The organism is Neohoeflea coraliihabitans (genome assembly GCF_019334345.1).
Classification (GTDB): domain Bacteria; phylum Pseudomonadota; class Alphaproteobacteria; order Rhizobiales; family Rhizobiaceae; genus Pseudohoeflea; species Pseudohoeflea coraliihabitans.
On record NZ_JAHWQX010000002.1, the window covers coordinates 970,755 to 995,893 of the forward strand.

At 61.6% G+C, this 25,139-nt stretch carries 23 protein-coding genes and 3 pseudogenes; 15 read left to right on the top strand and 11 right to left on the bottom strand.

Annotation, left to right across the window (positions count from 1 at the left end; all coding sequences use genetic code 11):
* Positions 1 to 3: 3 nt before the first annotated feature.
* The 5 genes from KY465_RS10510 (at position 4) to KY465_RS10530 (ending at position 3,600) form a co-directional block, all read left to right on the top strand.
* Positions 4 to 693 carry a MotA/TolQ/ExbB proton channel family protein gene (locus KY465_RS10510; RefSeq protein ID WP_219201592.1) on the top strand — a complete coding sequence of 230 codons (690 nt, stop codon included), beginning with the start codon at positions 4 to 6 and terminating at the stop codon, positions 691 to 693.
* On the top strand, positions 683 to 1,069 hold the full coding sequence (locus KY465_RS10515; RefSeq protein WP_219201593.1) for a biopolymer transporter ExbD: 387 nt from the start codon (positions 683 to 685) through the stop codon (positions 1,067 to 1,069). The genes KY465_RS10510 and KY465_RS10515 overlap by 11 nt, the downstream gene beginning before the upstream one ends.
* Positions 1,069 to 1,473: an ExbD/TolR family protein gene (locus KY465_RS10520; RefSeq protein WP_219201594.1), complete on the top strand. Its 405-nt coding sequence runs from the start codon at positions 1,069 to 1,071 to the stop codon at positions 1,471 to 1,473. The genes KY465_RS10515 and KY465_RS10520 overlap by 1 nt, the downstream gene beginning before the upstream one ends.
* Positions 1,470 to 2,474, top strand: a complete 1,005-nt coding sequence (locus tag KY465_RS10525) for an energy transducer TonB (RefSeq protein WP_219201595.1) — start codon at positions 1,470 to 1,472, stop codon at positions 2,472 to 2,474. Before KY465_RS10520 ends, KY465_RS10525 begins: the two co-directional genes overlap by 4 nt.
* 256 nt (positions 2,475 to 2,730) lie before the next feature.
* Positions 2,731 to 3,600, top strand: a complete 870-nt coding sequence (locus tag KY465_RS10530) for an alpha/beta fold hydrolase (RefSeq protein ID WP_219201596.1) — start codon at positions 2,731 to 2,733, stop codon at positions 3,598 to 3,600.
* 112 nt (positions 3,601 to 3,712) lie between these two features.
* Here the strand turns inward: KY465_RS10530 and KY465_RS10535 are convergent, their stop codons facing one another.
* From KY465_RS10535 to KY465_RS10560, 6 genes are read right to left on the bottom strand one after another with little or no spacing between them, the layout of a single operon-like run.
* The gene (locus KY465_RS10535; RefSeq protein WP_255561558.1) at positions 3,713 to 5,413 is read right to left on the bottom strand and encodes an ABC transporter ATP-binding protein; all 1,701 of its coding nucleotides are present in this window, start codon (positions 5,411 to 5,413) and stop codon (positions 3,713 to 3,715) included.
* Between the two features lie 3 nt (positions 5,414 to 5,416).
* Positions 5,417 to 6,244 carry a metallophosphoesterase family protein gene (locus KY465_RS10540; RefSeq protein ID WP_219201597.1) on the bottom strand — a complete coding sequence of 276 codons (828 nt, stop codon included), beginning with the start codon at positions 6,242 to 6,244 and terminating at the stop codon, positions 5,417 to 5,419.
* Positions 6,245 to 6,301: 57 nt separating this feature from the next.
* The gene (locus KY465_RS10545; RefSeq protein ID WP_219201598.1) at positions 6,302 to 7,852 is read right to left on the bottom strand and encodes an ABC transporter substrate-binding protein; all 1,551 of its coding nucleotides are present in this window, start codon (positions 7,850 to 7,852) and stop codon (positions 6,302 to 6,304) included.
* Between the two features lie 46 nt (positions 7,853 to 7,898).
* Positions 7,899 to 8,783 (bottom strand): ABC transporter permease, encoded by an 885-nt coding sequence (locus KY465_RS10550; RefSeq protein WP_219201599.1) that lies wholly within the window; start codon positions 8,781 to 8,783, stop codon positions 7,899 to 7,901.
* A gap of 3 nt (positions 8,784 to 8,786) precedes the next feature.
* Positions 8,787 to 9,713, bottom strand: coding sequence for an ABC transporter permease (locus tag KY465_RS10555; RefSeq protein ID WP_219201600.1), 927 nt, complete (start codon positions 9,711 to 9,713; stop codon positions 8,787 to 8,789).
* Positions 9,710 to 10,459: an HAD family hydrolase gene (locus KY465_RS10560; protein ID WP_255561620.1), complete on the bottom strand. Its 750-nt coding sequence runs from the start codon at positions 10,457 to 10,459 to the stop codon at positions 9,710 to 9,712. The genes KY465_RS10555 and KY465_RS10560 overlap by 4 nt, the downstream gene beginning before the upstream one ends.
* A gap of 177 nt (positions 10,460 to 10,636) precedes the next feature.
* On the opposite strand from KY465_RS10560, the gene KY465_RS10565 reads away from it, so the two are divergent.
* The gene (locus KY465_RS10565) at positions 10,637 to 11,509 is read left to right on the top strand and encodes a LysR family transcriptional regulator (protein ID WP_219201602.1); all 873 of its coding nucleotides are present in this window, start codon (positions 10,637 to 10,639) and stop codon (positions 11,507 to 11,509) included.
* A 98-nt stretch (positions 11,510 to 11,607) separates the two neighbouring features.
* On the opposite strand, the gene KY465_RS10570 is transcribed toward KY465_RS10565, so the two are convergent.
* Positions 11,608 to 12,594 carry a calcium/sodium antiporter gene (locus tag KY465_RS10570; RefSeq protein ID WP_219201603.1) on the bottom strand — a complete coding sequence of 329 codons (987 nt, stop codon included), beginning with the start codon at positions 12,592 to 12,594 and terminating at the stop codon, positions 11,608 to 11,610.
* A 557-nt stretch (positions 12,595 to 13,151) separates the two neighbouring features.
* On the opposite strand from KY465_RS10570, the gene KY465_RS10575 reads away from it, so the two are divergent.
* From KY465_RS10575 to KY465_RS10595, 5 genes are all read left to right on the top strand, one after another.
* The gene (locus tag KY465_RS10575; RefSeq protein ID WP_219201604.1) at positions 13,152 to 14,351 is read left to right on the top strand and encodes a tyrosine-type recombinase/integrase; all 1,200 of its coding nucleotides are present in this window, start codon (positions 13,152 to 13,154) and stop codon (positions 14,349 to 14,351) included.
* Positions 14,338 to 15,063, top strand: a complete 726-nt coding sequence (locus tag KY465_RS10580) for a hypothetical protein (protein WP_219201605.1) — start codon at positions 14,338 to 14,340, stop codon at positions 15,061 to 15,063. Before KY465_RS10575 ends, KY465_RS10580 begins: the two co-directional genes overlap by 14 nt.
* A gap of 135 nt (positions 15,064 to 15,198) precedes the next feature.
* On the top strand, positions 15,199 to 15,378 hold the full coding sequence (locus KY465_RS10585; RefSeq protein ID WP_219201606.1) for a helix-turn-helix transcriptional regulator: 180 nt from the start codon (positions 15,199 to 15,201) through the stop codon (positions 15,376 to 15,378).
* 13 nt (positions 15,379 to 15,391) lie between these two features.
* The gene (locus KY465_RS10590; protein WP_219201607.1) at positions 15,392 to 15,775 is read left to right on the top strand and encodes a hypothetical protein; all 384 of its coding nucleotides are present in this window, start codon (positions 15,392 to 15,394) and stop codon (positions 15,773 to 15,775) included.
* Positions 15,776 to 15,887: 112 nt separating this feature from the next.
* Positions 15,888 to 16,412: a hypothetical protein gene (locus KY465_RS10595; protein ID WP_219201608.1), complete on the top strand. Its 525-nt coding sequence runs from the start codon at positions 15,888 to 15,890 to the stop codon at positions 16,410 to 16,412.
* Between the two features lie 1,060 nt (positions 16,413 to 17,472).
* On the opposite strand, the gene KY465_RS10600 is transcribed toward KY465_RS10595, so the two are convergent.
* From KY465_RS10600 to KY465_RS10615, 4 genes and pseudogenes are all read right to left on the bottom strand, one after another.
* Positions 17,473 to 18,450, bottom strand: coding sequence for a cation diffusion facilitator family transporter (locus KY465_RS10600; RefSeq protein ID WP_255561559.1), 978 nt, complete (start codon positions 18,448 to 18,450; stop codon positions 17,473 to 17,475).
* On the bottom strand, positions 18,447 to 19,067 hold the full coding sequence (locus KY465_RS10605; protein ID WP_219201609.1) for a cation efflux transmembrane domain-containing protein: 621 nt from the start codon (positions 19,065 to 19,067) through the stop codon (positions 18,447 to 18,449). The genes KY465_RS10600 and KY465_RS10605 overlap by 4 nt, the downstream gene beginning before the upstream one ends.
* Positions 19,068 to 19,242: 175 nt before the next feature.
* A pseudogene (locus KY465_RS10610) lies at positions 19,243 to 19,552 on the bottom strand (YnfA family protein).
* A 13-nt stretch (positions 19,553 to 19,565) separates the two neighbouring features.
* Positions 19,566 to 20,000 carry a MerR family transcriptional regulator gene (locus KY465_RS10615; RefSeq protein ID WP_219201610.1) on the bottom strand — a complete coding sequence of 145 codons (435 nt, stop codon included), beginning with the start codon at positions 19,998 to 20,000 and terminating at the stop codon, positions 19,566 to 19,568.
* 92 nt (positions 20,001 to 20,092) lie between these two features.
* Here KY465_RS10615 and KY465_RS10620 point away from each other — a divergent pair, with 92 nt between their 5' ends.
* The 4 genes and pseudogenes from KY465_RS10620 (at position 20,093) to KY465_RS10640 (ending at position 25,117) form a co-directional block, all read left to right on the top strand.
* Positions 20,093 to 22,324: a heavy metal translocating P-type ATPase gene (locus KY465_RS10620; protein ID WP_219201611.1), complete on the top strand. Its 2,232-nt coding sequence runs from the start codon at positions 20,093 to 20,095 to the stop codon at positions 22,322 to 22,324.
* A gap of 502 nt (positions 22,325 to 22,826) precedes the next feature.
* A pseudogene (locus tag KY465_RS10630) lies at positions 22,827 to 23,012 on the top strand (copper-binding protein); the annotation flags it as partial.
* Positions 23,013 to 23,372: 360 nt separating this feature from the next.
* Positions 23,373 to 23,570: pseudogene (locus KY465_RS10635) on the top strand (transposase domain-containing protein); the annotation flags it as partial.
* An 86-nt stretch (positions 23,571 to 23,656) separates the two neighbouring features.
* On the top strand, positions 23,657 to 25,117 hold the full coding sequence (locus KY465_RS10640; protein ID WP_219201615.1) for a multicopper oxidase family protein: 1,461 nt from the start codon (positions 23,657 to 23,659) through the stop codon (positions 25,115 to 25,117).
* Positions 25,118 to 25,139: the final 22 nt, after the last annotated feature.

A 25,139-nucleotide genomic window follows, 5' to 3' on the forward strand; every position in this document is an offset into this window, starting at 1 on the left:
TCCATGACTGACATTATCGTTTCGCAAATGGGCGCGCTCATCGATCTCGGCGGCCCCGTGGTCGTCATTCTTCTCGCGGGCTCGATCCTCAGTCTGGCGGTTATCCTTCTGAAGATTTTTCATTTCTCCTACGCGGGCGTCGGATCACACCGCCATTCAGCACAGGCGGCCTCCCTCTGGGCCGCCGGCCGTTCGCGCGAAGCCTTCGACCTCGCATCACAGGGTCGCAACCCGGCCGCCAAGACAGTTGCCGAAGCGATCGCCCTGAGGATGACCAAACGCATCGACAAGGAGGCCATCGAGGAACGGCTTGGCCGACTGGCCACCGAGCAGCTGCACGATCTGCAGTCGGGATTTCGCTTCCTCGATGCCATCGCGCAACTTGCGCCGCTGTTGGGGCTTTTCGGAACGGTTCTCGGCATGATCGAAGCTTTCAAGCAATTGCAGTCAGCGGGCAATGCAGTGGATCCATCGATCCTTGCGGGCGGCATTTGGGTCGCGTTGCTGACAACCGCGGTTGGGCTGGCCGTGGCCATGCCAACGTCGCTGGTCCTCACATGGCTGGAGACGCGGGTCGAGAATGAACGCGTCGCGATCCAAACCCTGACAACCGACATCCTGGCTGGAACCGCTCTGCCGGCAGATGTCGTGCAGCGCAAGGGGCTTGCCGCGGAGGCTCAGCTTGCAAGTTGATGTTCCGATCCGGCGCCATTCGAAGCTCTCGCTCACACCGCTTATCGATGTGATCTTCCTATTGCTGCTGTTTTTCATGCTGTCCTCCACTTTCTCCAGCTATGCGGAGATCAGCCTTTCGACAGGTGGGGGGAAGACGACGCCCCCGGCGCGGCCCGACATCATTCTTTTCGTGGCAAAGGGGGAACTCAAGCTGAACGGCATCGTCTCTCGCCCGGCTATGATCGGCGATCAACTGGAGGCATTGAGGGAGTCCGGCGCCGAACGCCTGCTGGTCCTTGTCGAGGCGAATGCAGCATCGCAGGATTTCGTGGCGGTTATTGCGGAAGCGAACAAGGTCAACATGCCGGTGACCGTCGCGAGGCAGCGGAGATAATGCGCATCGCAACCACCCGCAGATTGCCAAAACCGGAAAACACGGTCGCCTTGATCAACGTCGTCTTCCTGATGCTGATCTTTTTCCTGGTCGCCGGCACGCTGGCGCCTGGCCCGGACCGCGATGTCGATTTCATAACACTCGCCGCAACGGACCCGGCGGCCCCGCCAGACATGCTGTTTGTGCGTGCCGACGGAACACTGACGTGGCGCGGCGAAGCATTGCCTCTCCACGATCATGTTGGGCGCTGGCAGAACCTGCAGTCCGAAGCGTCGGAACCGCATCCGCTGCGGATCGCTGCCGATCGGCGACTGCCCGCCATTGAGCTGCTTGAGAAGCTCGACGATCTTCGCAATGCGGGTGTCGACCAGATCGTTCTCATTGCCGAGCGTAGGCCTCAATGACGCTCACCCGAACGCATTTCCTCACGGCGGTGGCGCTTTCGCTGGCCGTGCATTTCGTAGGCGCGGCGATCTTCACCGAACCGCGGGGAAGCATCGAGGTCGCCGGTGGAGCCGCGACCAGCGAGCTTGTCCTGGGAACTGCGTTTAACGACAGCCTGATGGCGGGGACACCCACTGAAGCCCTGCAGCCGGTCGAGGCACTTTCCGCCGTTCAACCCGTGGAAGCATCGGTAGCGAATGCCGTGACTGTTGAAGCCGCGAACAGCGGCACGGAGAGTCAAATCTCAAACTCAATTGAGCCTGCTCAAACGGAAAACCTGCTGGCTGCAAACGAAACGCCTGCCGAAACGGTGATGTCGCCATTGATCGAGGCAGTCCCTGTCCGATCGGAGGAACTGTCGGCATCTCTCGCGACAACAGCGATCGCACCTGTGCCGGAACCGCAACTGGCCCTACCGGATAATATTCCGGTGCCGGCGCCGCGCCCAGAGCGGGCGGAAAACAGGGCCTCGAAAACCAAAGCTGCCGCGTCCGACCGGCAGAAGACAAGGGCGCCGCGGCCCAAGCCGCGCATATCAAGCTCGGCAAAGCGCGACACGCCCCGCGCGTCATCCAACCGGTCGTCAGCAGGAGACGGGGGGCGGCAGAAAGCGACGACCAGCAAGTCCTCCAGCGGCACTGCGGCAGCAAAGCGGACCAAGGCGTCCGGGAATGCTGCAATTTCCAATTATCCGGGAAAGGTCGCCTCCAAGCTTCGCCGGGCATTGCGCTTTCCCCGCGAAGCCCGGCGGCAGCGGCTAAAGGGCGATGTGGTCGTCTCCTTTGTCGTGGCGGGAAACGGCGGAGTCAGCAGCATCCGAATTGCAAGAAGCTCCGGCGTTGCGATCCTCGATGAAGCGGCCAGGGAGGCCGTGCGCCGCGCCGCGCCTTTCCCACCGATTCCGCGCGAGGCGGGCCGCAAGTCATGGCGATTTTCCGTTCCGCTCGGCTTCACCCGGTAGGTCAGAGGCGCGCAGTGGCAATCAGCGATGGCGCGCCTGTTGGCTGCGGATGATCCGGCCGACGTGCCTGAATTCGCTCCTGGGCCGTGCCGGCAGCGCCCGAAAACTTCATCGCGCGAACCAAAGAAGCGTTCGCACGTTTGCTCTTCAAAGGCCGGCGGCCCGAGCGCCCCCTCCCCGGGGGCGCGCTACCCGTCAGGCGCTCTTGCCGCAACCTGCAGCAGCGTTCCCAATCCGGCGATGAGGAGTTTCGATAATGAAGATGAACAGCCGAACGATCGATGGCATTCCGATGCGCTGGAAGGAGCATGGCGAGGGGATACCGCTGGTGCTGGTCCACGGTATTCCGACCGGACCCGATCTGTGGCGGCATGTGCTGCCAAAAATCGAAGGCGCGCGTTGTCTCGCCTGGGAGATGGTTGGCTATGCCGGCTCGATTGCTGCCGGGCGCGAGCGCAACATCTCGGTGGCGCAGCAGGCGGCGTATCTTCTTGCCTTCATGGACGCTCTCGGCCTCGACAATGCAGTGCTGGCCGGGCACGATCTCGGTGGCGGCGTCGCGCAGATCGCTGCCGTGCGCGAGCGCGATCGGTTCGCCGGCCTCTTTCTCACCAACGCGATCTGTTATGATTCCTGGCCGATCCCCAGCGTGAAGGCGATGCAGGCCACGAAAGGACTTGTGCGGCATCTTCCCGACGCCGCCCTGAAACTGATGATGAAGATGCTGTTGCAGCGCGGGCATGACACGACAGAGCATGCGAAAGAGGCGCTGGAAACACATTTCCCCTTCTATGCGAACTCTGATGGGGCCGCGGCGATGGCGCGCCAGGTGGCGGCGCTCGACGTGCGCGACACGGAGGCGGTGGCGCCGGACCTGCCGGGCCTCAAACTGCCGGCGCGTCTCGCCTGGGGCGCCGCGGACGCCTTTCAGAAACTGCATTACGGCGAGCGTCTGGCCAAGGATCTCGACGCGCCGCTGCGCCGTATCGATGGCGGCAAGCATTTCACGCCGGAAGACCACCCGGACGTAATTGCCGAGGAAATCAACTTGCTGCTCAACGATGTCCGTTCTGCCGGCAGGGCGCATGGCGCTCCCGCAAACCAAGGAAAAGGGCAGGCCGGTTGAACCGCGCCTAGAAGGTATAGTCCCCCGAGGTGGGGGGCCGCGGTTCCCGCCGCGCCCGATCAGGCCAGGCGCCGGTTCTCGGCAGTCCTGGTTCGATCCTGTTCAATAGGTGCTATGCTGCGGTGTAGTGTTGATCGCGCACCGCACGTGCAGATGGCTGTGCGAACTGGACCGGTTCGGGGATATCTTCGAACGATACCGCGTGCGGCAGCGGTCGCGGCACCGATGCAAGCAACCGCTGTGTGTACTCATGCCGGGGCGCGTGCAGCACCTGCGCGGTTTCGCCCGTCTCGACGATTTCGCCGCGGAACATCACGGCGACGCGATGGCTAATGCGTTCGATGACCGCGATATCGTGCGATATGAAGAGGAAGGCGATGCCATCCCGCTCCTGGATCTCCTGCATCAAGCGGGTCACCCTAGCGGCGGTCGAGACATCAAGGGCGGAGACGGCCTCATCCGCAATAATGACCTTCGGGGAAACGGAAAGCGCCCGAGCGAGGCACAGCCTCTGGCGCTGGCCGCCGGAAAACTGATGCGGATACCGGTCGGCTGCGGCGGGATCGAGCGTCACCTTTTCCAGAAGGTTCTCGGCCATTTCCGTCCGCTCCTTGCCGGAGATCCCCTTGTGAAGAAACGCAGGCTCGGTGATCAGGTCGCGCACCCGCATGCGCGGATTGAGACTGGCGAAGGGATCTTGAAACACCATCTGCACATTGGCGCGTGCCTCCTGCAGGCGGCGAGGACAAAGTCCGGTCAACTCGCGTCCCGCCAGGATCACGCGCCCCGCATCCGGCTCGATCAGCCGCATCAGAGCGCGCGAAAGGGTAGATTTTCCGCAGCCTGACTCCCCCACCAGCCCCAGGGTTTCACCCGGCCGGATGTCCAAGGAGACATTGTTGACGGCAGGTACTCTGACCTTCGGCCTGAGGAAGCCGTCGCTCCTTGCGAAGCTCTTGGACAGGCCTTCAACTTTCAGCACCGGCTCCACCAACGGCACCTGAGGCCGCAATGGCGAGTGGCCAAGCCGGGGCGTCGCCCGCATGAGATCGCGCGCATAGCTCGATTGCGGCGCCTTGAAGAGCGCGCGTGTTGAGGCGACCTCCTCGGTATTGCCATGCCGCATCACCACCACACGGTCAGCAATTTCGCCAACAGCACCCATATCGTGGGTGATGAAGAGGATTGCCATGCCGATCTCTTTTTGCAGATTTTTGAGAAGCTTCAGCACCTCGGCCTGCGTGGTGACGTCCAGCGCCGTGGTTGGTTCATCGGCAATCAACACATCGGGCCGGCAGGCCAGAGCGATGGCGATCATCACCCGCTGGCGCAGGCCGCCGGAAAGTTCGTGCGGATACTGCTCCAGCCTCCGGCCGGGGTCGGGAACGCGGACCCGCGCAAGTGCCTGTTCGGCGGCGGTGCGCGCTGCCGCGCGGCTAAGCCCCTGGTGCCGACGCAACACCTCCCCCAGCTGCTCGCCGATCCGCATGACCGGATTGAGCGATGTCATCGGCTCCTGGAAAATCATCGAGATGCGGTTGCCGCGGTAGACTTGCATCTCACGATCGGACAGGCGTGCCAGATCGACCGCTTGCTTGCTCCCGAGCCAGATCTCGCCTTGGGAAATGCGCCCGCCCTCGCGTTCGATCAAGCGCAGAACCGACAATGCGGTGGCCGATTTCCCGGAACCCGATTCGCCGACCAATGCCAAGGTTTCGCCGGATCGAATATCGAAGGAAAGATCGCGCACGGCCGTATGGCTGCCGAATGCGACACTCAGGGATTTGACGGAGAGTACGGGCGCATCAATCATGGTTCAGAACGGCTCCAGTCGGGGCGTCCAGCGCCCGGGTTTCGGAGTAAGTCGCGCTTCGAAAGGATCCGCGCCGAAGATCTGCCAATGCACGGTGTCAGAAAGTGCGATCATGCCCCAGGCGCCTGCGGGCGCACCCTGGGTGGTGAAGCTTTCCGTCAGGCTTTGCTGGGTCAGATGAGCAATGCCGTCAATTGTCGTGACCGTGTTCCAGTGCACATGCCCGGAAATGCAAACAGCCGGCACTTTTGCATGGGAGAGCGCCTGGCGGACGCGGGCGCTCTCCGGGTAGCGCGAGACCTCGGGGTTCCGCTCGAAATAATAGTTGCCAATCTGGCTGTGGCCGGAAACCGGGACGTGGCTGACGATCAATGTCGGCTTTTCGGCCGCCTGCAACGTGCGCGACAGCCAGAGCAGGTCGGTTTCGGGCAAGCTGAACCCGTAGGATCCGGGCGAGCGGGTGATCTTGGGATCGGCGCGCCACAAGGCAATCTGCCAATCGCCGCAATCGAGCAGTTCATTCTGCAGGCTTTGACCGAGAATGTCCTCATTCTGCGCGGTGCTGAGATGATTGCGGTCATGATTGCCGCAGATATGGTGGATCGGCGCCTTCACCGCCTTGAAGGCCTCGGCCACCTCGGCCTCGAGCCGCAGGTCTGTTTCTTCATCGACGTCGGAAATCCGATCGCCGAGGTCAAGCACAAGATCGGGCGATTCAGAGTTTGCCCATTGTGCGAAGTCGCTCATCAGGGCGAGCGCGGTATCGCCGCGCTTTGTGTGCGAGGGCTGGCCGTGGTGAATGTCAGCGATGGTGGCAATGCGGAGCGTCATTTCGGTTGTCCTGCGAAGAAAAGGCGGCGCGCCCCTGGGAGGGCGCGCCGAAAGGGCTTAGCTGTCGGCAAGCGAGATGGCGCCAGCGCGGAAATCGAGCACGTAGGGGATATGACCCGGCTGCGGCTTCCAGTTGATGCCTTGGTGCATGCCCCAGCTCTCAAAAGGACGGTACAGCGGCAGAACCGGCGGATCCTGCTTGATCCGGTCCATCAGCTCGACATAGGCGGCCTTGCGGTCCTCGAGGTCGGCGGAGAAGCGGAAGCGATCCCAGATCTCGCGATATTCCTCGTCGGTGTTGAAGCGACCAGCTCCCTCGGAGGCGGCATCTGGCGCCCACATCACCCCGAACGAGCCGAAGGGATCGGCGAAATACATCGGGTTGGACCAGCTGCGGGTCATCATTTCCGGGCTGGAGCCGGTCCACTGCTCGCTGACATTGACGCGGCCCTTGATGCCGACCTCGGCCCACATCTCGGTAATGGCCTGCGCGGCGAGCACACCGTTGGTGTAATAGACCGGATAAGCATCAAAGACGATTTCCTCACCATCATAGGAGGATTCCGCAAGCAGCTTGCGGGCCTGCTCGGGATCGTATTCGAAGGTGGTCAGCTCAGGCATGTGCAGCTCGCCCATCTCTTCCATCGTGTGGCTCGAGGGAACGACAGCCTTGCCCAGCCAGAGCGCATCGTTCAAGAGATCGCGGTCGATCGCCAGCGACAGCGCCTGCCGGAGCTTCGGATCGGTCAGGTTGGGGTGATTGACGTTCATAATCATGACGTGGAACAGGGCGGTGGCGCTGCCCTCGGTCTTGAGGTTGGGATCGGCATTGATCAGATCCAGCTGATCGGGCGCGATGTTGGTCACGATATCCGCCTCGCCGGTCTTCAGGGCGGTGATGCGGCTTGCGGTTTCGGGAATGCGGATGACTGTCGCCTGTTCAAGCGGCGCCTGCTCGCCCCAGAAACCGTCGAAGCGGGAATAGATCAGCTTCTGGCCCGGAACGAATTCCGAGATCGCGTAAGGACCCGTCCCGACGGGTGCCAGCGAGAAGGCTTCGAAGTCGCCGTCTTCGGCCACTTCCGGGTCGCCCGAAAGGGCCTTGGTGTAGTCCTCGGGGATGATCATGACCTGCTGCAGCGAGACCAGCGTCTCCCACAGCGGCTCGGGACGCTCGACCTTGATCTGCACGGTGTAATTGTCGACTTTCACCGCTTCGGCGAAGTTGCTCAGGCGGTCCTTCGAGCGAACGAGATAGGGTGCGAATGTTGCCTGGTACATCCGGTTAAGGGAGAAGATCACATCATCGGCGGTCATGTCTTCGCCGTTGTGGAACTTGACGCCTTCGCGCAGCTTCAGCTCCATCGTGGTGTCGTCGAGCAGCTTCCACTCGGTGGCCAGAGCCGGCACCCACTCGGGCTCGAGCTTGGAATGGTCCCGGTCGATCAGCGTGTCGAAGCTGTTGTAGTAGAACTGCGATCCAACGTTGGAATGATCGCGGCCCGGATCGAGATAGTCCGAGATATTGGCCGCGCCGACGGTGATCGACTGAGCGAATGCCGTGCCGGCCAGCAGCGTGGCGGCCATGGTCATCAGAATGGTTTTCATGATTGTCTCCAGTGGATGAGGATGAAGGGCATCTTCGGCCTCTTGGTTAGCGAACGCGCAGGCGAACGTCGGCGCGATCACGCAACCAGTCGCCGAGGATCTGCACGGAAAAGGTGATGAGGACGATCAGCGCGGCCGGTGCGATCACCAGCCAGGGGGCCGTGGGCATGTAGTCGCGGCCGTAACCCACCATGGTGCCAAGCGTGGCGGTCGGCGGCTGCACGCCGAGCCCGAGGAAGGACAAGGTCGATTCGAGGATCACGATGTTCGAGAATGACAGGGTGAACTGCACCACCAACGGCGAGACGATGTTGGGCAGAACATGGGTCAGCGCGACATAACGCTGACCACCGCCGGAGGCGCGCGCCGCCTCGATGAAAGGCAGTTCGGTGATCTTGCGGACCTCGGCTCGCACGATCCGCGCATACTGCTCCCATCCGGCAATGCCGAGGACGCAGACCATGACCGTCAGGGACGTTCCGAACAGCGCCAGGATCAACAGCGCCAGCAGTGTGAAGGGCACGGCGATCTGAAGGTCGACCGCAGCCATGGTCACATCCTCCGCCCAGCCGCGGCGCAGTCCCGCCAATAGTCCCAGCGTGCCGCCGATCAACAGGCCGAGGCAGGCACCGGCCAGCGCCAGACCAAGCGTTAGTTGCAGACCGAACAGACTGCGTGAAAGGACATCGCGGCCAAGTTCGTCGGTGCCCAGCAGGAATCCCGGTTTGTGGCGCTCGAACCCCTGGGGCGGACGCAGGCGCGATATGAGACTTTGTTGCAGCGGATCGTAAGGCGCAATGGCCTGTGCCAGCACAGCCATCAGAACGAGGGTGACGCCGATCAGCGCGGCCGCCTTTTGGACGGCGTTGGCATCACGCCAGAACGAGCCGAACACACCGACGCGAGAGGGAATGTGTGTGGTGGCGGTCATGTTCTAACCTTTCGCCATGCGGATGCGCGGATCGGCGATGACATAAGCGATGTCGGTCAGGGCATTGATGGTGACCACCGCGAAGGCCACGGCAATCACGCCGAACTGCAGCACCGGGTAATCCCGGATGATCGCCGCCGATACCAACAACTCACCAATTCCCGGCCAGCTGAAGATCGCTTCGATCACGACATTGCCTGCGGCCGCCATGCCGGCGATCTGAAGACCCAGGACCGACAGGACGGTGACGCCGGCATTGCGCAGCCCGTGCTTCAGGATCACAACCGTCTCCGGCAGGCCCTTGGCACGCGCGGTGCGCATGAAATCCTGGCCCAACACGTCAAGCATCGCATTGCGGGTGAAGCGGGTGAGCGCCGCGATCAGCACGCCCGACATGGCGATTGTTGGCATGATGAAGTGCAGAGCGGTGCCATTGCCAACGACCGGCAGCCAGTTCAGCACAAAGGCGAAAATCAGGACCATGAATGTGGCGATGACGAAATTCGGCACTGCATATCCGGTGAAGGCGAGCGCCATCACGGCGCTGCCGACCCAGCTGTCGCGCCACAGGGCGGCGACGACCCCGAGCGGGACGGAAACCGCCAGCGTCAGAGCAATGGCGCTGCCCAGCAGCTGCAATGAGGGGCCGATGCGTTCGGCGACGATCTCGGCCACCGGACGGCGTTCCATGAATGAAAGACCGAAGTTGCCGTCGAGAATGCCGCGGAGATAGGCGATATACTGGTGCCAGACAGAGCGCTCCAAACCGAAATATTCGATCATCAGAGCCCTGTCTTCCTCAGTCAGGCCGTCGCCAAGAAAGGTGTCCAGCGGACTGCCGGACAGACGGGCGGCAAAGAAGACCAGCGTGATGATGGTGAGCAGCGTCAGCGCCATCTTCGCCAGAGTTCGGAGAACGTAGAGGGTCATGCGGGGACGCCCTTGCGCTGCAACTGAATGAAGCGGATCCCGATGGCCCGTGCGATGGCTCCATCGGTGGCGGGATTGTCGCCGACAAAGACAGCGTCTTTTGCATTCACGCCAGACTTTGCGAGGGCGAGCGCGGCAAGATGCGGATGCGGCTTGCCTATACTTTCGTATTGCACCCGGTTCAGCATGGCCCTTAAGGCGGCGATCAGCGCGCCCGTCTCGGCGATCGGCTGACCTTTGTGCCCGGGATGCGCGTTGTCGGTGTTTGCAACCCAGAATTCCGCGCCTCCGTGGATGAGGGCGGCCATGGAATTCAGGCGCTCGAGCGTCAGCTGGATATCGCGGCACAGCAAAGCGAGGTCGGGCGTTTCGGTTGTCAGCCGAAAGCCAAGTCGGCTTGCCTCAGCTTCCATCGCCGGGCTGGCAAAAAGCGCAAGCCGTGCGCCGGGATAAAGCTGCGCCAGATGCACCAGCGTCTGTTCGCCGGCCAGAAGAATGCGGCTGGCCGGGACCGTCAGGCCGCCGGCGGCCAGGGCGGCGCTGAGATCAGCGGCGCAATGGGTCGAATTGTTCGAGACGAGCCAGAGCCGATCGCCACAGGCGTCAAGAAATGCCGCAGAATCCGCATAGGCCCGACCCTCAGAGACCAGGCAGCCATCGAGGTCGCACAGCACGAGACGGTCTTCGTCGACCAGACCGGGCGAGAGGTGGAGGGCGATTTCGGCGGTATTGGTCCGTTCGAGCATCACGTAAAAGGTCCTGGTTCCCGGCCACGCATGTCGTAAATTGTCCCGTCGATCATTCGGGCTTTGCGAATGCGAGCGCGGATCTGCTGTCGGGATCGGTTTGACTTGCGGCTGTGACAGGGCTGTGACAAATGAAAGCTAGGATTTGCTCAACTCAAACAGGGGCTATGATCTGTCGTGACTTTTTCTCTTCGCGCACTGGAAGCGCTGCGCGCGGTGGCCGAAACCGGCTCCTATGCCGCCGCGGCCCGGCAAATCGGGATTACACAGCCGGGAATTTCGCAACAGGTGCGCAAACTGGAAGCGCAATATGGCATTGCGTTTTTCGTCCGCGAGCAAGGCCGGCTGCGGCCGACACCGCTTTGCGAGCGGGTCTGCGATGCGGCGGAGCGGGTCATCACCGAACATCAGACGCTCGAGCAGATGTTGGTGCGTCACGGATCGCTGGCCAAGGGCGAATTGTCCGTCGGGCTCGGCAACGCCATGCCGGGAATGTCTGTTATTGCCGCGTTCAACAAGGCTTACCCGCATGTCTCGCTGCAGGTTACGACCGGTTCGCACGACAAGATCATGCGGCAGGTGATCAATCACACCGTCGACGTCGGCATCCTGCCCGAGGTTCCGAAAGACGGGCGGTTTCGTCGCAAGGAGCTTTTGACCAATCACGTGGTTGCCATTGTCGCGCTTTCGCATCCGCTTGCACAAAACGATGCGGTGAACTGCGAAGAGCTATTGGACCAACGATTGATCTTTCGCACGTCGGGTTCATCGACCCAGAAGGTGCTCGACCGATATTTTCGTCGCCACACGGTCGCGCCCTCGCCGTTTTTGACGCTCGATACGCGCGACGGTGTCTATGAAGCGGTGGTCAACGGACTGGGTATCGGCTTTGTCTGGCGCACGGGGACGGGCCGCAACGACGACGTGAAACAGCTGCAGCTGCTTGGAGCGGATACCACCAGCACCGAAACGGTCTTTGCGCCGGTCGAGCGTGAAATGGAAACCCTGAACGCACTGTTCCGGCTTGTCGAGACCATGCCGCTGCGTTGACGTTCGGATGCCGTGCCAGGATGGGATTGAATGTACTCAACGCCCGTCTGCTTATCGACCGTTGCTTTTTATCCCGGCGGTCTGCTTCGTAAATCCGCTCAGGGCCAGAGAACATAGACATAAACGACATATCCGGCGAGAAGCGCCACGCCTTCCCAACGCGCGATCCTGAGGCCCGTCCAGGCGAAGGCGACAAGCGCGAGCGACACGCCAATCATGACAAGGTTGTCGAAGCTCACAATATCTGCCGGAACCTCGCCGGGCGCAATCACGGCCGTCGTCCCTCCGATGAAAAGGATGTTGTAGATGTTCGACCCGACGATGTTGCCAAAGGCAACATCGCCTTGCCTGCGGAAGGCCGCCAGCACAGACGTCACGAGTTCAGGCAGGGACGTGCCGACAGCGACGATCGTCAGGCCGATCACTGTTTCCGAAATACCGAGGGACTGGGCGAGGGTGACGGCCCCATCCACGAGCAGCACACCGCCCAGCACGACCAGAACGAGGCCGCCAAGCGTGATCAAAACAGGGGTTAGTATCGAACTCGAAGAAGCAGGCTGCGGTGCGGTGCCCGGATCAGTGGCCTGAAGTGCGATGCTCTTGTCGTAGACGGCGCCGTGGTCCAACGCCGCTGTGGGCCTGCGTTCCTGACGAAATGCGATGAAGACGTAGACCCCGAGCGCAGCGACGAAGATCGCGCCGAGCCACCGGTCCATCGGCATCAATGCCGCGATTATCGAAAAGACCAGAGCCGCTGCGATCATTACCATGCCGTCCCGCCGCAGTGCTGCCGATGTTACGACCATTGGATAGATGATTGCCGAAACGCCAACGATCAACAGGATATTGGCGATATTGGATCCCACGATGTTGCCGTAGGCGATGCCTGGCGAGCCCACCAGAGCGGCCTGTACTGTTGTCACGAGTTCCGGGGTCGACGTACCGAACCCGACGAGCGTCAGTCCGATTGCCAACGGCGAGACACCGGCCCTGCTGGCCACCTGAACAGCGCCGCGCACAAGCAGATCGCCGCCGCCAACCAAGAAGAAAAAACCGCCTATGAGCGGAAGCCAGATCTCAAACATCGGAACAGCCTGATTGCGTTGAAGCTCTGGCGGTTGCCCGCCCGCCCCGCAGCATGGTCCTGTCGATCGCGCGCGCGCATCACATCGCAACCCGTGCGCCGTATACCACCATGCGGTGACGCGGCAGGCGATAGAAGCGCCGGGGTTGTGGCAAAGTGTCTCTCGATCTGCTGTACCTTGAGAGCGGTGTCATCTCGCAAGAGCACCAAATTTCAGAGGCGGACGCGTGTCATTATGCACTGTGTCGGGAGCGAAAAGGTCGCGGCTTGGCGCGGGCATCTTCAGAATGCTCTACCCACCAGACGAACGACACCATTCTATACTGGCTCACCTGCTATAAACAGCAAGCTATTTTTCAAAATGGCGGAGAGAGAGTCCGCCGCATCGCAGTGCGCTGTCATCCCATATTGTTCGTCAACCGGCTGTATTGCTTAGCTTTACGTCACTCTATCGATTGCCGCTGTCCATCTATGGTCGCCTTTATCCCTAACTTGTGTTAGGGAGAGAGTTAGGGTCGGAGTGCGACATGTCGCCTCCGTTGCGCTGGGGAGAGAAAGATGCCAAGGGCGGTTCACAAGCTTTCGGACGTGCAGTGCCGGACAGCCAGCCGGCCAGGCCTGCTTGGAGATGGCGGCGGACTCTATCTCAACATAAAAACCTCGGGATCCCGCTCTTGGGTGTTCGTCTGGCGCTCGCGCGGCAAGCGTTCTGAGATGGGGCTCGGACCCTATCCTACCGTTTCGCTCGCGAAGGCGCGGCGCTTGGCTGCTGTTGCCCGCGAAGCAGTGCAGGAAGGGCGCAACCCGATCGCGGAAAAACGCAAGACCGAGGAGCCGAGCTTTGGTGAGTGCATGGAGCTGTTTCTCAGTTCGATGGAGCATCAGTGGCGCAACGACAAGCACCGCGCGCAATGGCGAGCAACGCTGACCACCTATGCCAAGCCCCTGCACGGCAAGAAGCCATCGGAGATTGGCACCGATGATGTGCTGCAGGTGCTCTCGCCGATCTGGCAGGAGATCCCCGAGACGGCCTCCCGCTTGCGCGGCCGGATCGAGCGCGTGCTCGACTTCGCCAAGGCCCGTGGATGGCGCTCGGGCGAGAACGTCGCGGCCTGGCGCGGGCACTTGAAAAACGTCCTTCCAAGCAGACAAAAGCTGACAAGAGGCCACCACGCGGCGATTGCGCATCAGGATGTGCCTTCATTCATGGCCATCCTTCGCAATTCGGAGGCCATGGCTGCCCGTGCGCTGGAGTTCCTGATCCTCACCGCGGCGCGCTCCGGCGAGGTTATCAGTGCCCGCTGGGACGAGATCGATCGCGATCAGGCCCTGTGGATCGTCCCCGCCAGCCGCATGAAGGCAGGCCGCGAGCATCGGGTGCCGCTGAGCGACCGTGCACTGGAAATCCTCGATGACCTTCATCCGCTCCGACAGTCGGAGTTCGTCTTTCCTGGTGCCAAGCCGGGCAGGCCGCTGTCGCCAATGGCGATGCAGATGCTGATGCGCCGCCTGGGCCAGAGCGCATATACTGTGCACGGCTTCCGCTCCTCGTTCCGTGACTGGGCAGGGGACGCGACCAGCTTCCCCCGCGAGGTGGCCGAGCAGGCGCTGGCGCACAGGGTCGGCGATGCCACCGAACGGGCTTATCGCCGCGCTGACGCGCTGTCGAAGCGACGGAGGCTGATGGAGGCTTGGGGAACGTGGTGTAGCCAGACGGAGAATAAAGGGAAGGTGGTGGTGCTCAATGCGAACAATTGATGACACGCATCCATTTGCTATTGCAGCCCACGTTGCTTGGCCAAGAGATGCTGAGAAGCGCAAAGCCTTCTTCAGTCTGATTTCGGCCGCAAAGCAAACCCACTTAGAGACCGCTGTAGCCGACGAACGATACTCCGATATCAATCCCGCTCAGAAGGAGTGGATAATTGCCTTCTTCGAGGGCAAACTGGACCGGAAGGCAGTATACGCAACCATCAGCTCAGGAGTGGGCCTGGACGCACTTTATGCTGATGCAAGGAGGGGGGTTCAGGATGCCTATTTTGCTGGTGCCTCCGCCCTTTTTCTAATCTCCATGATTGTCAACCATGTTGAAGACGAGCGTTTGAGGAAGGGGCCTAGCTTGGTTAAGGCTCAGAAAGCGTTGGCGAAGAAGGAACTACTAGCGTTGACCACCCTCAAGAACGCTTGGCAGAGTTTCAGTTCTATAGCGCCGCTTGCTGCGGCGTGCGTCGCCATCTCCGATCACAAAATTTCCACCTTTCTGCAGAACCTTCTAACACCGCCTGCCAATCTACCGGTAGCGACCGGGCATTACGCCTATTTTTTGACAACTTTTGTGCCCCACTCCCGGAAGAGTTCTTGGCTTCGAGCGGAGGATCTGTGGGTGCCTCGGGGCACGGTGATCAGCGATTGGAGTTGGCTCATGAGTGTCCCGCGGCTTCCAGATGACATCCTCCAAGATCTTGACTAACTTCGACCGCACGTCGACTTGGTCATAGTTAAGTTGACCAAGTGGACCACTGTGCATCCAGGTGATTGATGGGGAGCGGGCTTACGGTTGTGTGAGCTCGCGCACTGGCCGCCTTGCCAGCGGAAATCACCAAACATGGACAAGATCGCTCTCACTCTGCCGGAAGCCATCGCAGTCTCCGGCCTCGGCCGCTCCACCCTCTACAAGCTTTTCAATGAAGGCAAGCTGACACCGCGCAAGTGCGGCAAGCGCACGCTCATCCTCGTCGAGGAGCTTGAGGCCTACCTGCGGGATCTGCCTCGCGGCTGCCTTTAGAGAGGGCGCGGTGATGAACCCCTTTCACCGCTCCCCGGATCACTCGCCGGAAGAAGCCGCTGCTTCTCCATTCAACCCTGGCTTTGCGCAGGGCTGCGCAAAGCCGAGCGCGAAGGACCCACCTTCTTCCAGCCGCAGGGAAGAAGCTGACGGCTACTACAAGATTGTCGCAGTGCTCAACGAGCGCTGGCGCGTCATTGAATGCGGTGGCGACCTGCAATGGATCCTCCAACGTCGTGTGGGAAGGAGGAATGGACGAGCGCGTTGGCGCTCTGACAAGTACCTCCGCACCAAAAAAGCGCTGATCCGTTTCGTCCACGTCCAGGCGGGCGAAATTGACCCCGTCGCACAGGAGGTCCTCGAAAATCTGCCTGATTGGTTTGGAGGGGAGCCATGAGTGGGCTCCCTCCTACACGCTCGGGTCTTGGCCTGAGCATGGCACGCATCCTCGACCGTGACCTCGCGGACCGGATCGGGGGCCCCAAGGTCCGCCTGGATTTCGATTTTTCATGCCGGCTCCTGTCACCGAGCTTGGCAGCGGAGGCCTGATCGTGGGTAGGGACAAGCACGAGCGACTGCGCCGGGGCGAGGTCGGCTCCAGCAAGGCGGGGCGCTATGCCACGCCACCGCGCGGTGAGTCATGGATCTGGCTGACTTTCTCTTTCCTCGATAGCGTGGCGTTCGGTGCGCTCTCGCGCAGCGCCATAATGGCACTTATGCGACTTCTCTTGGAGCACATGGCGCATGCTGGGACGATGAACGGTCGCCTGGTCGTGACCCACAGACAGTTTGCCGATTATGGAATTCGACAGGCCTCTGTTGCCGGCGCCATCCGGGAGCTGGAGTACTTCGGCTTCATCGACGTGGAACGCGGCCGGGCTTATCGGGGACAACGCGAGCCCAGCATTTTCCGCCTTACGTGCTATGCCGACCACATGGGGGCTCCCGCAACCAACCGCTGGAAGGCCGTCACAAGCAAGCATGTCGAAAATTGGAAGAAGAAGCGCAAGGATCGCCGCTGCTGCGGGACTTAAATGCTCTGACCCTTGCGACGGGACGTCGCCGTTGCGGTGCCGATTCGTTGGTAGTGGACGCCACCCCTGGTGGAGATATTATAAGTAGACGCGTTTTCGCGTCTCGTTATGGACCAACATTTCGGATGGCACGAGGGCTCACGAGACGCTTTTTTGCGTCCCGCCGAATGCAAATGCGAGCCTAGATTGCCACGTTACTTCCATCACCGCGCATGCGCCAACGATGCAGATGGCGCCTCTTGGCCCGATGAATGCTGACATATGATGACTTAGCGACACAGGGAGTACGGACCTCGTCCGAGTTGCACGCCATCCACACACCTCCTAACCTGTGATCTGACTTGCTCTGCTTCGCGCTCCCCCGCGGGACTATCAGGGGTCTGGGGTGAAGGGTTTTGAATGGATGCGTGCCAGGAGACAATTCCAACCGAAAGCCGCAATTGTAGATGGTGGCTGAAGTGATCTCCTCGATTACCTCTGTTTCGCCCACAGGAGGCACAGGAAAGCAAATTGCGCCTACCTGCACCCAATAAACCTTGGAGGCATTTACCGCGCAATCTCGTGCTGCTGTGCGCGAACCAGGCCTCAAGCTGAAGTCAGACTGCTCTACTTCGCTCTCCCCCGACCGACAACTGCCAGAGCCCGGCTCAGCCAGGGTAAGCACCGAAACTTGTGCGCGGGGCCGCCCATCCAGTCCTCGATCATCGAGGCCGGCGCGCCGCTTCTGGCGGATGAACCAGCGTCGTCCGGCAGGGATCGAGGGAACTACGGCGGCGGCCTCCCGTTGAAGGTTTTATACACCGGAATGATCATCAGTTCTCGATCGCCGCAGCGGGCAACACAGAAGAATGGCTGGCCAACTTCCTCTTAGGCCCGGTTGGGGCGACCGTCCGTTCGCAACACGACCGCTATGGATCGCTGAAACCTGGCGATTTCAGGCTATCCACCAGCCGGACGGAGGAGGGGTAGGCCGGGACACCGGGACGGTACCAATACTCTCCACCCCGAGTCCTATTTTCATTGTCGCAACCCCGTCATCGCTCCCGCGCGGCCTCGCGCATCAGTCCGCATCCCGCTCTCCTCCATGTCCATAGAGGCTGGCATTCTGGTGGGCCCGATCCTGTCGCTCGAGCTCAAGCGTCGAGTGCGTGATGCCGAATTCGCTCTCGAGCACCCGCTTTATCGCGTGCTTGATGTCCTCGAGGCGATCCCATGAATTCACCTCGATCACCACATGTGTGTCGAGCGCCGCAGCATGCTCTTCCATCTGCCAGAAATGGACGTGGTGGATGTCAGCCAGCCCGTCGATGCCACGCAACGCAGCCACAACCGCATCGTTGTCGATGTCCGGCGGGCTGCCGAGCATCAGGGTCCGGATCGGCCCACCGATCTCGGTGAAAGCCAGGTAGAGGATATAGAGCGCGATAGCGATGGTGATCGCCGGATCGACCCATCGCATGTCGTAAAGGATGATCAGCGCGCCACCCACGATCACGGCGACCGATGCCAAGGCGTCCGACAGGTTGTGCAGGAACAGCGCGCGAATGTTCACACTGTGCTTCTGCATTGAATAGGTGAGCAGTGCGGTCAACGTGTCCACGACAAGCGCCACGCCGCCAAGGATCACGACCGTCCAGCCGGCGACCTCGGGCGGATCGATCATCCGCATACCACCTTCGTAAATCAGGTAGAAGCCAACGAGGATCAACGTGGTGTAGTTGATCAGGGCCGCGACAATCTCGATCCGACCGTACCCGAAGGTCATGCGCTTGTCCGCCGGCCGCCGTGCGATCTTGCGCGCGGCGAAGGCGATGACCAGCGAGGCCATGTCGGAGAAGTTGTGAAGCGCGTCCGCGATCAGGGCGAGGCTTCCGGACAGCATGCCACCGATGATTTGGGCGACGGTCAGAAGCGCGTTGGCCCATATCGCAATAGAGACCCGCCGGTCACCGGACTTGGGGTCAATATGGGCGTGGCCGTGGTCGTAGTCGTGGTCGTGGTCGTGGTCGTGGTCGTGAGACATCGTGTTCTCTCTCATTTTCTGGCGTCACCTTGGTGAACGGCCTTGTGGTGCTCACCATGCGCGTCGCGCAGGATTCCGATCCCGCCCCAGGCGGCGACGCCGGCAACCGCGATGCCGACCACGAGGTCGGGCCAGTTGCTGCCCAGCCACCAGACAAGACCGCCTGCTACGAGAATCCCGCCGTTTGAAGTGAAGTCGTTGCGACTGAAGGTGTTGGCCGCCCTGACGTTCACGTCCGGGTCCTCGAGCCGGCTAAGAAGCCAGATGCAGATGCCGTTCACGACCGCTGCAATGAGGGCCATGGAAATCATGAGCGGGCCGAGCGGCTCGGAGCCGGTGTAGTAGCGGCGAACAGCATCGATCAGGATGCCAGCCGCGAAGATCAGCAGCAGCCCTCCCGACACGTTGGCGGCCCCGCGTTTCCATTTGTCCGAACGAGACAGGGCGAAAAGGCTGATGGCGTACACGAAACTGTCGGAGGTGTTGTCCAGTCCGTTGGCGATCAGCGCACTGGAGTCGCCCAATGCGCCTGTCGCAAAAAAGCCGATGGCGATGGCCGCATTCAGCAGCAGAACCGTCCAGAGCGTACGGCGCTGACGTTCATCCGGATCCTCTGGCAGTACTTTGGTCATTAGTTCGCTTCCCCTCCTTGCTGACCTTCCAACGCACGCTTCACCTTGCCCTGCATGCGCAAGCCACTCGATCCTCCCCAAAAAAAGCAGCAGCCTGCTGCCCCAAGAAACAGCCGAGAGGCAGTTCTAGTTCCTCTAGTCGCTAGAGGTTCAAGGGCTGCGTGCGGATTCATGTCTAGACGCCGCGCGGGGCGAACAGGATCAGGGCCGTGCCCGCAGGGCAAACGACGCCGCCTGTGAGGTCCCAGTGGTCGGGTCGCTCGCCTTCGGCCAGCCACATCCAGAGCGCGGACGCCACGATGTAGACGCCTCCGTAGGCTGCGTAGGCGCGCCCGGCGAAAGCCAAGTCGATCTGCGCCAGGAGCCAGCCGAAGGCGATCAGGCTCGCAATGCCCGGAACCAGCCAAGCTACCGAGGCGCCACCAAGCCCAGATCGCGAAACAGCCCGCAATTTCGGCCAGAGCCGCGGCGGCATAGATCGCCAGGTCGGCAGCGCCGTCATTCGGCGGCCTCGGACGTCCTGTGGTCCTGCGCGCAATGTGAATGATCGCTCAGCACCTCGATCACGCGGCAGTCGGCCACGGTACCCTGTGCGCATTGCGTGATCATGCGCTTGAGCTCAGCTTCCAGCGCCGTCAGCCGCACGATGCGCGCCTTCACCGCAGCGAGCTGCTTTTTCGCAATGACGTCGGCGGCTGCGCAGGATTGGCCGGGGTTGTCGGTGAGGCTCAGAAGGTCGCGGATAGCCTCCAGCGGAAAACCGAGCTCCCGCGCATGGCGGATGAAGGCTAGCCGATCCAGGGCCGACTGCCCATAGAGCCGCTGGTTCCCGGCACTGCGATCTGGCTCCGGCAGGAGCCCGATCTGCTCGTAGTAGCGGATCGTTGGAACCTTCACGCCGGCCGCTTCGCCCAATTTTCCGATGGTGAGCATCAAATTTCCTCTTGAAGCTATAGCTACTAGAGACCTTAGGTTTCCGACTCAGCAAATACAATGTTGCCCGCTGGGCGGGGTGGAAGGGTGTGATGACGGCGAACGACAGTGCAACCTACGAATGGACGGTTACCGGGATGGACTGTGCGTCATGCGCCGGCAAGGTCCGGGGTGCGGTCGAACGCCTGCCCGGCGTGAGCGACGTCGATGTGGCGCTGATGACCGAGCGGCTTCGGCTGACACTCGATGAAGCGCAGACCGCTCGCGACCAGATCGAGGCGATCGTCAAGCGGCTCGGCTACGGGATCGCGGCGAAAGGATCGAGCCCCGATCGGAAACGCTTCGTGCTGCCGGCGGGCGCCCGCTCGTTCTCCCCCGACGGCGCGCAGGATGCAGCAGGGTTTGAGCCCGACACTGGATCGACAGAGCCCGAGAGCCAGCCCGCGCCCGGTTCGCGTTGGTATCGGACCGTGAAGGGCAGACTGGTCATCGGCACCGGTCTCCTCCTCGCGGCGGCATGGGCCGTGAAACTGTTCGCTTCCCAGGACGTGGCGACTTGGGCGTTCGTCCTCGCCACGCTCGTCGGCGTCGCCCCTATCGCACGCCGCGCCGTCGCGTCCGCCAGAGCGGGGATGCCGTTCACGATCGAGATGCTGATGACAATCGCCGCCAGCGGCGCGCTCGTCATCGACGCCGCCGAGGAAGCGGCGCTCGTCGTCTTCCTCTTCGCCGTCGGGGAGGTTCTCGAAGGTGTTGCGGCGAACAAGGCTCGCGACGGGATCCGGGCGCTCGCTCGTCTGGTACCGAAGACCGCGATCCTGGAGATCGGCGGCCGGACTCGGGTGATACCAGCCGACCAGCTGCAGGTGGACCAGATCGTTCTGGTGCGCCCGGGCGACCGGGTCCCGGCAGATGGCGAAGTTATCGAGGGCACCTCGGGCGTCGATGAGAGCGCCGTCACGGGCGAGAGTGTGCCGAAGCTGAAGGAACCCGGTGCCTCCGTCTTTGCCGGCTCCATCAATTCCGAGGCGGCGCTGCGTGTTCGGGTCACCAAGTCGGCCGAGGACAACACCATTGCCCGTATCATCCGGCTGGTTGAGGAAGCGGAAAGCGCCCGAGCCCCGACCGAGCGCTTCATCGACCGTTTCAGCCGTATCTACATGCCGGCCGTCGTCGGAGTTGCGGTGCTGGTGGCCATCGTCCCGCCCCTCGCGTTCGGGCAAGGCTGGGATACGTGGATCTACCGGGCGCTCGCGCTTCTCCTGATCGGATGCCCCTGCGCGCTGGTGATCTCGGTACCGGCTTCCATCGCCTCTGCGCTCTCTTCAGGCGCGCGTCGCGGGCTGCTGATGAAAGGAGGCGCCGTGATCGAGGCCGCGGCGGCCACCACGCATGTCGCATTCGACAAGACCGGAACCCTGACCCACGGACGGCCGCGCGTCACGGACGTGGTGCCGATCTCGGGATCGGAGACGGAGGTGCTGGCGCTGGCTGCCGCCGTCGAAGCGGGGTCGAGCCATCCTCTGGCGGAGGCGATCCTGTCCCGCGCGGAAGCTGCGGGAGCGCCGTTCCTGGCCGCGACCGCCGCCAAAGCGCTTCCGGGCAAAGGGGCCGAAGCAGTCGTTGAGGGTGAAACCGCCTGGGTGGGCTCTCCACGGTTCGCCGGGGAGCGCGGTGTGTTGGACGACCACGCGCTCGGGGCGGTGGTCGGCATGGAAGATGAAGGCAAGACAGTCGTCGCGGTCTTCCGCCGGAGCCAGTTGGTCGGACTCGTAGCGCTCCGGGACGAACCCCGGGAGGATGCCGCCCGCGCGGTGCAGCAACTCAAGGCGCTTGGCATCGCGTCTGTGATGCTGACCGGCGACAACCGGCGCACGGCAGCAGCCATTTCCGCTGGGCTGGGCATTGACCATCGCGCCGAATTGATGCCCGAAGGCAAGGTCGCGGCGATCCGCGAGATGACGGCCGCGGGCCATGTCATGATGGTGGGCGACGGCATCAATGATGCCCCAGCGCTCGCCACCGCCCACATCGGCGTGGCTATGGGCTCGGGAACGGATGTCGCGCTCGAAACCGCGGACGCTGCGATCCTGCGCAATCGGGTAACCGACGTAGCCGGCAAGATTCGGCTTGCTCGCGCAGCCATGACGAACATCAGGCAGAACGTGGCAATCGCGCTCGGGCTCAAGGCGGTGTTTCTGGTGACCACCATCTTCGGGATCACCGGGCTCTGGATCGCCATCCTTGCCGATACTGGCGCGACAGTTCTTGTAACACTGAATGCCCTCCGGCTTCTCACCTTCAACCCCGAACGAACGGGTTGAGGCAGCAGCGTCGATTCAGCCAATTCGTTCAAGGACTGGAAAAACATCGAGGAGCCAATACGAGAAGGCACTCAGGCGGCCTGATATCATTGCGAGGCCCATCAGAACCATTACACCCCCAGCGACCTGATGCAGACGGCGTCCAACTCGGCCGATGACCCGCAGCTTTCCCGCGATGGTGTCCGTGAACGCGGCCACGACCAGAAACGGGATCCCGAGGCCGGCCGAGTAGACGAGCGACACAGGGAGTACGAACCTCGTCCGAGCTGCACGCCATCCACACACCTCCTAATCTGCGATCTGACTTGCTCTGCTTCGACCTCCCCCGCGGGACTATCAGGGGTCTGGGGTGAAAGGTTTTGAATGGATGCGTGCCAGGAGACAATTCCAACCGAAAGCCGCAATTGTAGATGGTGGCTGAAGTAATCTCATCGATTACCTCTGTTTCACCCACAGGAGACACAGGAAAGCAAATTGCGCCTAATTGCACCTCCAAGGCCCAAGGCTTGGAGGCAAAGCCAGAAAGGTTACGATTATTCATGGTCCTTTGGTCGCCCTTGACATCCCTGCGATGACGATGGTGTTCCGGGCCGACAAGGACCTGATCGCCAAAATGTCTGAAGGTCAGGACATCGAGTTCGTCGCTGACCGGGTCAATGGAAAGCTTACCGTGACCGCTCTCAAGTAACGCAATGTCAGGGAGCGTCTGGTGAATCCGGCGCGCCCGGTTCGATGCCGTGCTGCCAACGCGAAGCCTTCGGCGCACAAGCGCGCGATGCGGTAAGGACGCCGCGCGACAGGGAAGGAGATGGAACCTCGGATGGGCCCCTGGTTTAGCCAACTCCTTGCCCGTTGCTCAAGCCATCGACGTAGGGGACGAGGCGCGTTCTGATGAATTCGGTCTTCGCTCCAACTCAGGTAATGGGGCGCCCGGGTTTCGGCCCGGGCAGCCGTCCTGCGACCCGGATTCGGACGCCTGCATCTGCTGGTTTGGCGGCATTGGTGCAGAGCCATTTGCAAAAGAAGCCCTTTGACGCACGATCCGCCCCTGCAAAGAAAAAACGCGCTCTTCGCCGGGCATGACGCAGGCGCGCAAAACTGGGCATTGCTCGCGTCACTCTTTGAAGCCTGCAAATTGAACCAGTTCGAGCCACACGGCTATCTGACCGGCGTCCTTACAGCTAGCGTTAAAGGCCATACACAGAAAGACAGCGATCAACTGCTACCCTGGAACTTCAAATGCTGAACAACGCTTACGAAGAGACAGGGAATTCACCCGCCAAATAGAGTAAGGTTCGATCGGCAGCCTCGAATTCAGATGGAGAACACATCATGAAGAGACGCAGTTTCATCGCAGGCTCGATGGCGGCGATTGCCGCTCCCGGCTTGGTGGGTCGCGTCCGAGCGCAGCCCGTCTTCGGAGGACAGTTGCCTATTCCTCCCCTGATGGAGGTGGGCGAGGAGTCCGGTAACCGGCTCGATGCCATCGAGGGAACGCATGCATTTATCGAAGGAGAGCAGGCTCAAACCCTGGGGTGGTCACAGGATCACTTGGGCCCTACCCTGCGGATGCGACGGGGGCGGACGGCCCGACTGACCATCGGCAACCGGCTTGAGAGTGAGATCACGTCCCATTGGCACGGCTTGCACGTTCCCGGCTGGCTCGACGGCGGCCCGCAATCCCTGATCGCTTCGGGCAGGAATATTGAACAGGCATTGGATATCGACCAGCCAGCGGGCACGTTCTGGTATCATTCGCATCCACACGGTCGCACCGGAGACCAGGTCTATCGCGGCCTCGCCGGCCTGCTGTTGATCGAGGACGACCGGGCGGACACGAGCGTGCTACCCTCGGCATATGGGGTCGATGACATTCCTCTCATCATTCAGGACAAAGCATTTACGCGGCGGGGCAACCTTCAATACGATGACGGCGGAATGGCCGCGATGCAGGGATTCCGCGGTGATCGTATTGCGGTCAACGGAGCGCTCGAACCGGTGGCTCATGTACCACAAGGGTTGGTGCGTTTTCGGCTTCTGAATGCCTCCAACGCGCGCGTCTACGTCTTGAGCTTTGACGATGGTCGGCGTTTTCATCAGATCGCCAGCGATGCCGGTCTTCTTCCGGCCCCCGTGAGCCGTAGCCAGCTTCAGCTTGCGCCTGCGGAACGTGCGGAGATCCTCGTGGATTTCTCAAACGGCGCGGAAGCGCGTCTCGTATCCCAGGATGTCCCGGTGCAGATGATGGGCGGCATGATGGGTGGTGGTATGATGGGTGGTGGTTCCGATCTTGAGGTCCTGAAAGTGGTTGTTGGTGGGAGTCGACCTGCTACCGTCTCTGAGCTGCCGCAAGAGTTCAGCGGCGCTTACCTCCCGGTTTTCGGCGAGCCAGTCCGACGGCGCGAATTCCGGCTCAACATGATGATGGGCATGGGAATGATGCGGGCCATGTTCGGCGGCCGGCCGACGTTCGGGATCAACGGACAAGCCTATGACATGGGACGCATCGATCAACAGTTGCGCAGGGGCGAGACAGAGATCTGGGAAATATCAGCTGACATGATGTCACACCCTTTCCATGTTCATGGCACTTCCTTCCAAGTGCTCACTCAGAACGGCATATCCGTCGATTTCGCTGAAACGGGCATGAAGGACGTGGTCTGGATCGAAAACAGCGCCGAGATCCTGGTTCGCTTCGATCACCCTGCAACTCCGGAGGCGCCCTACATGTATCATTGCCACATCCTGGAACATGAGGATTCCGGCATGATGGGACAGTTCACTGTGAGCTAACATGCCGGATACTATACTCCTA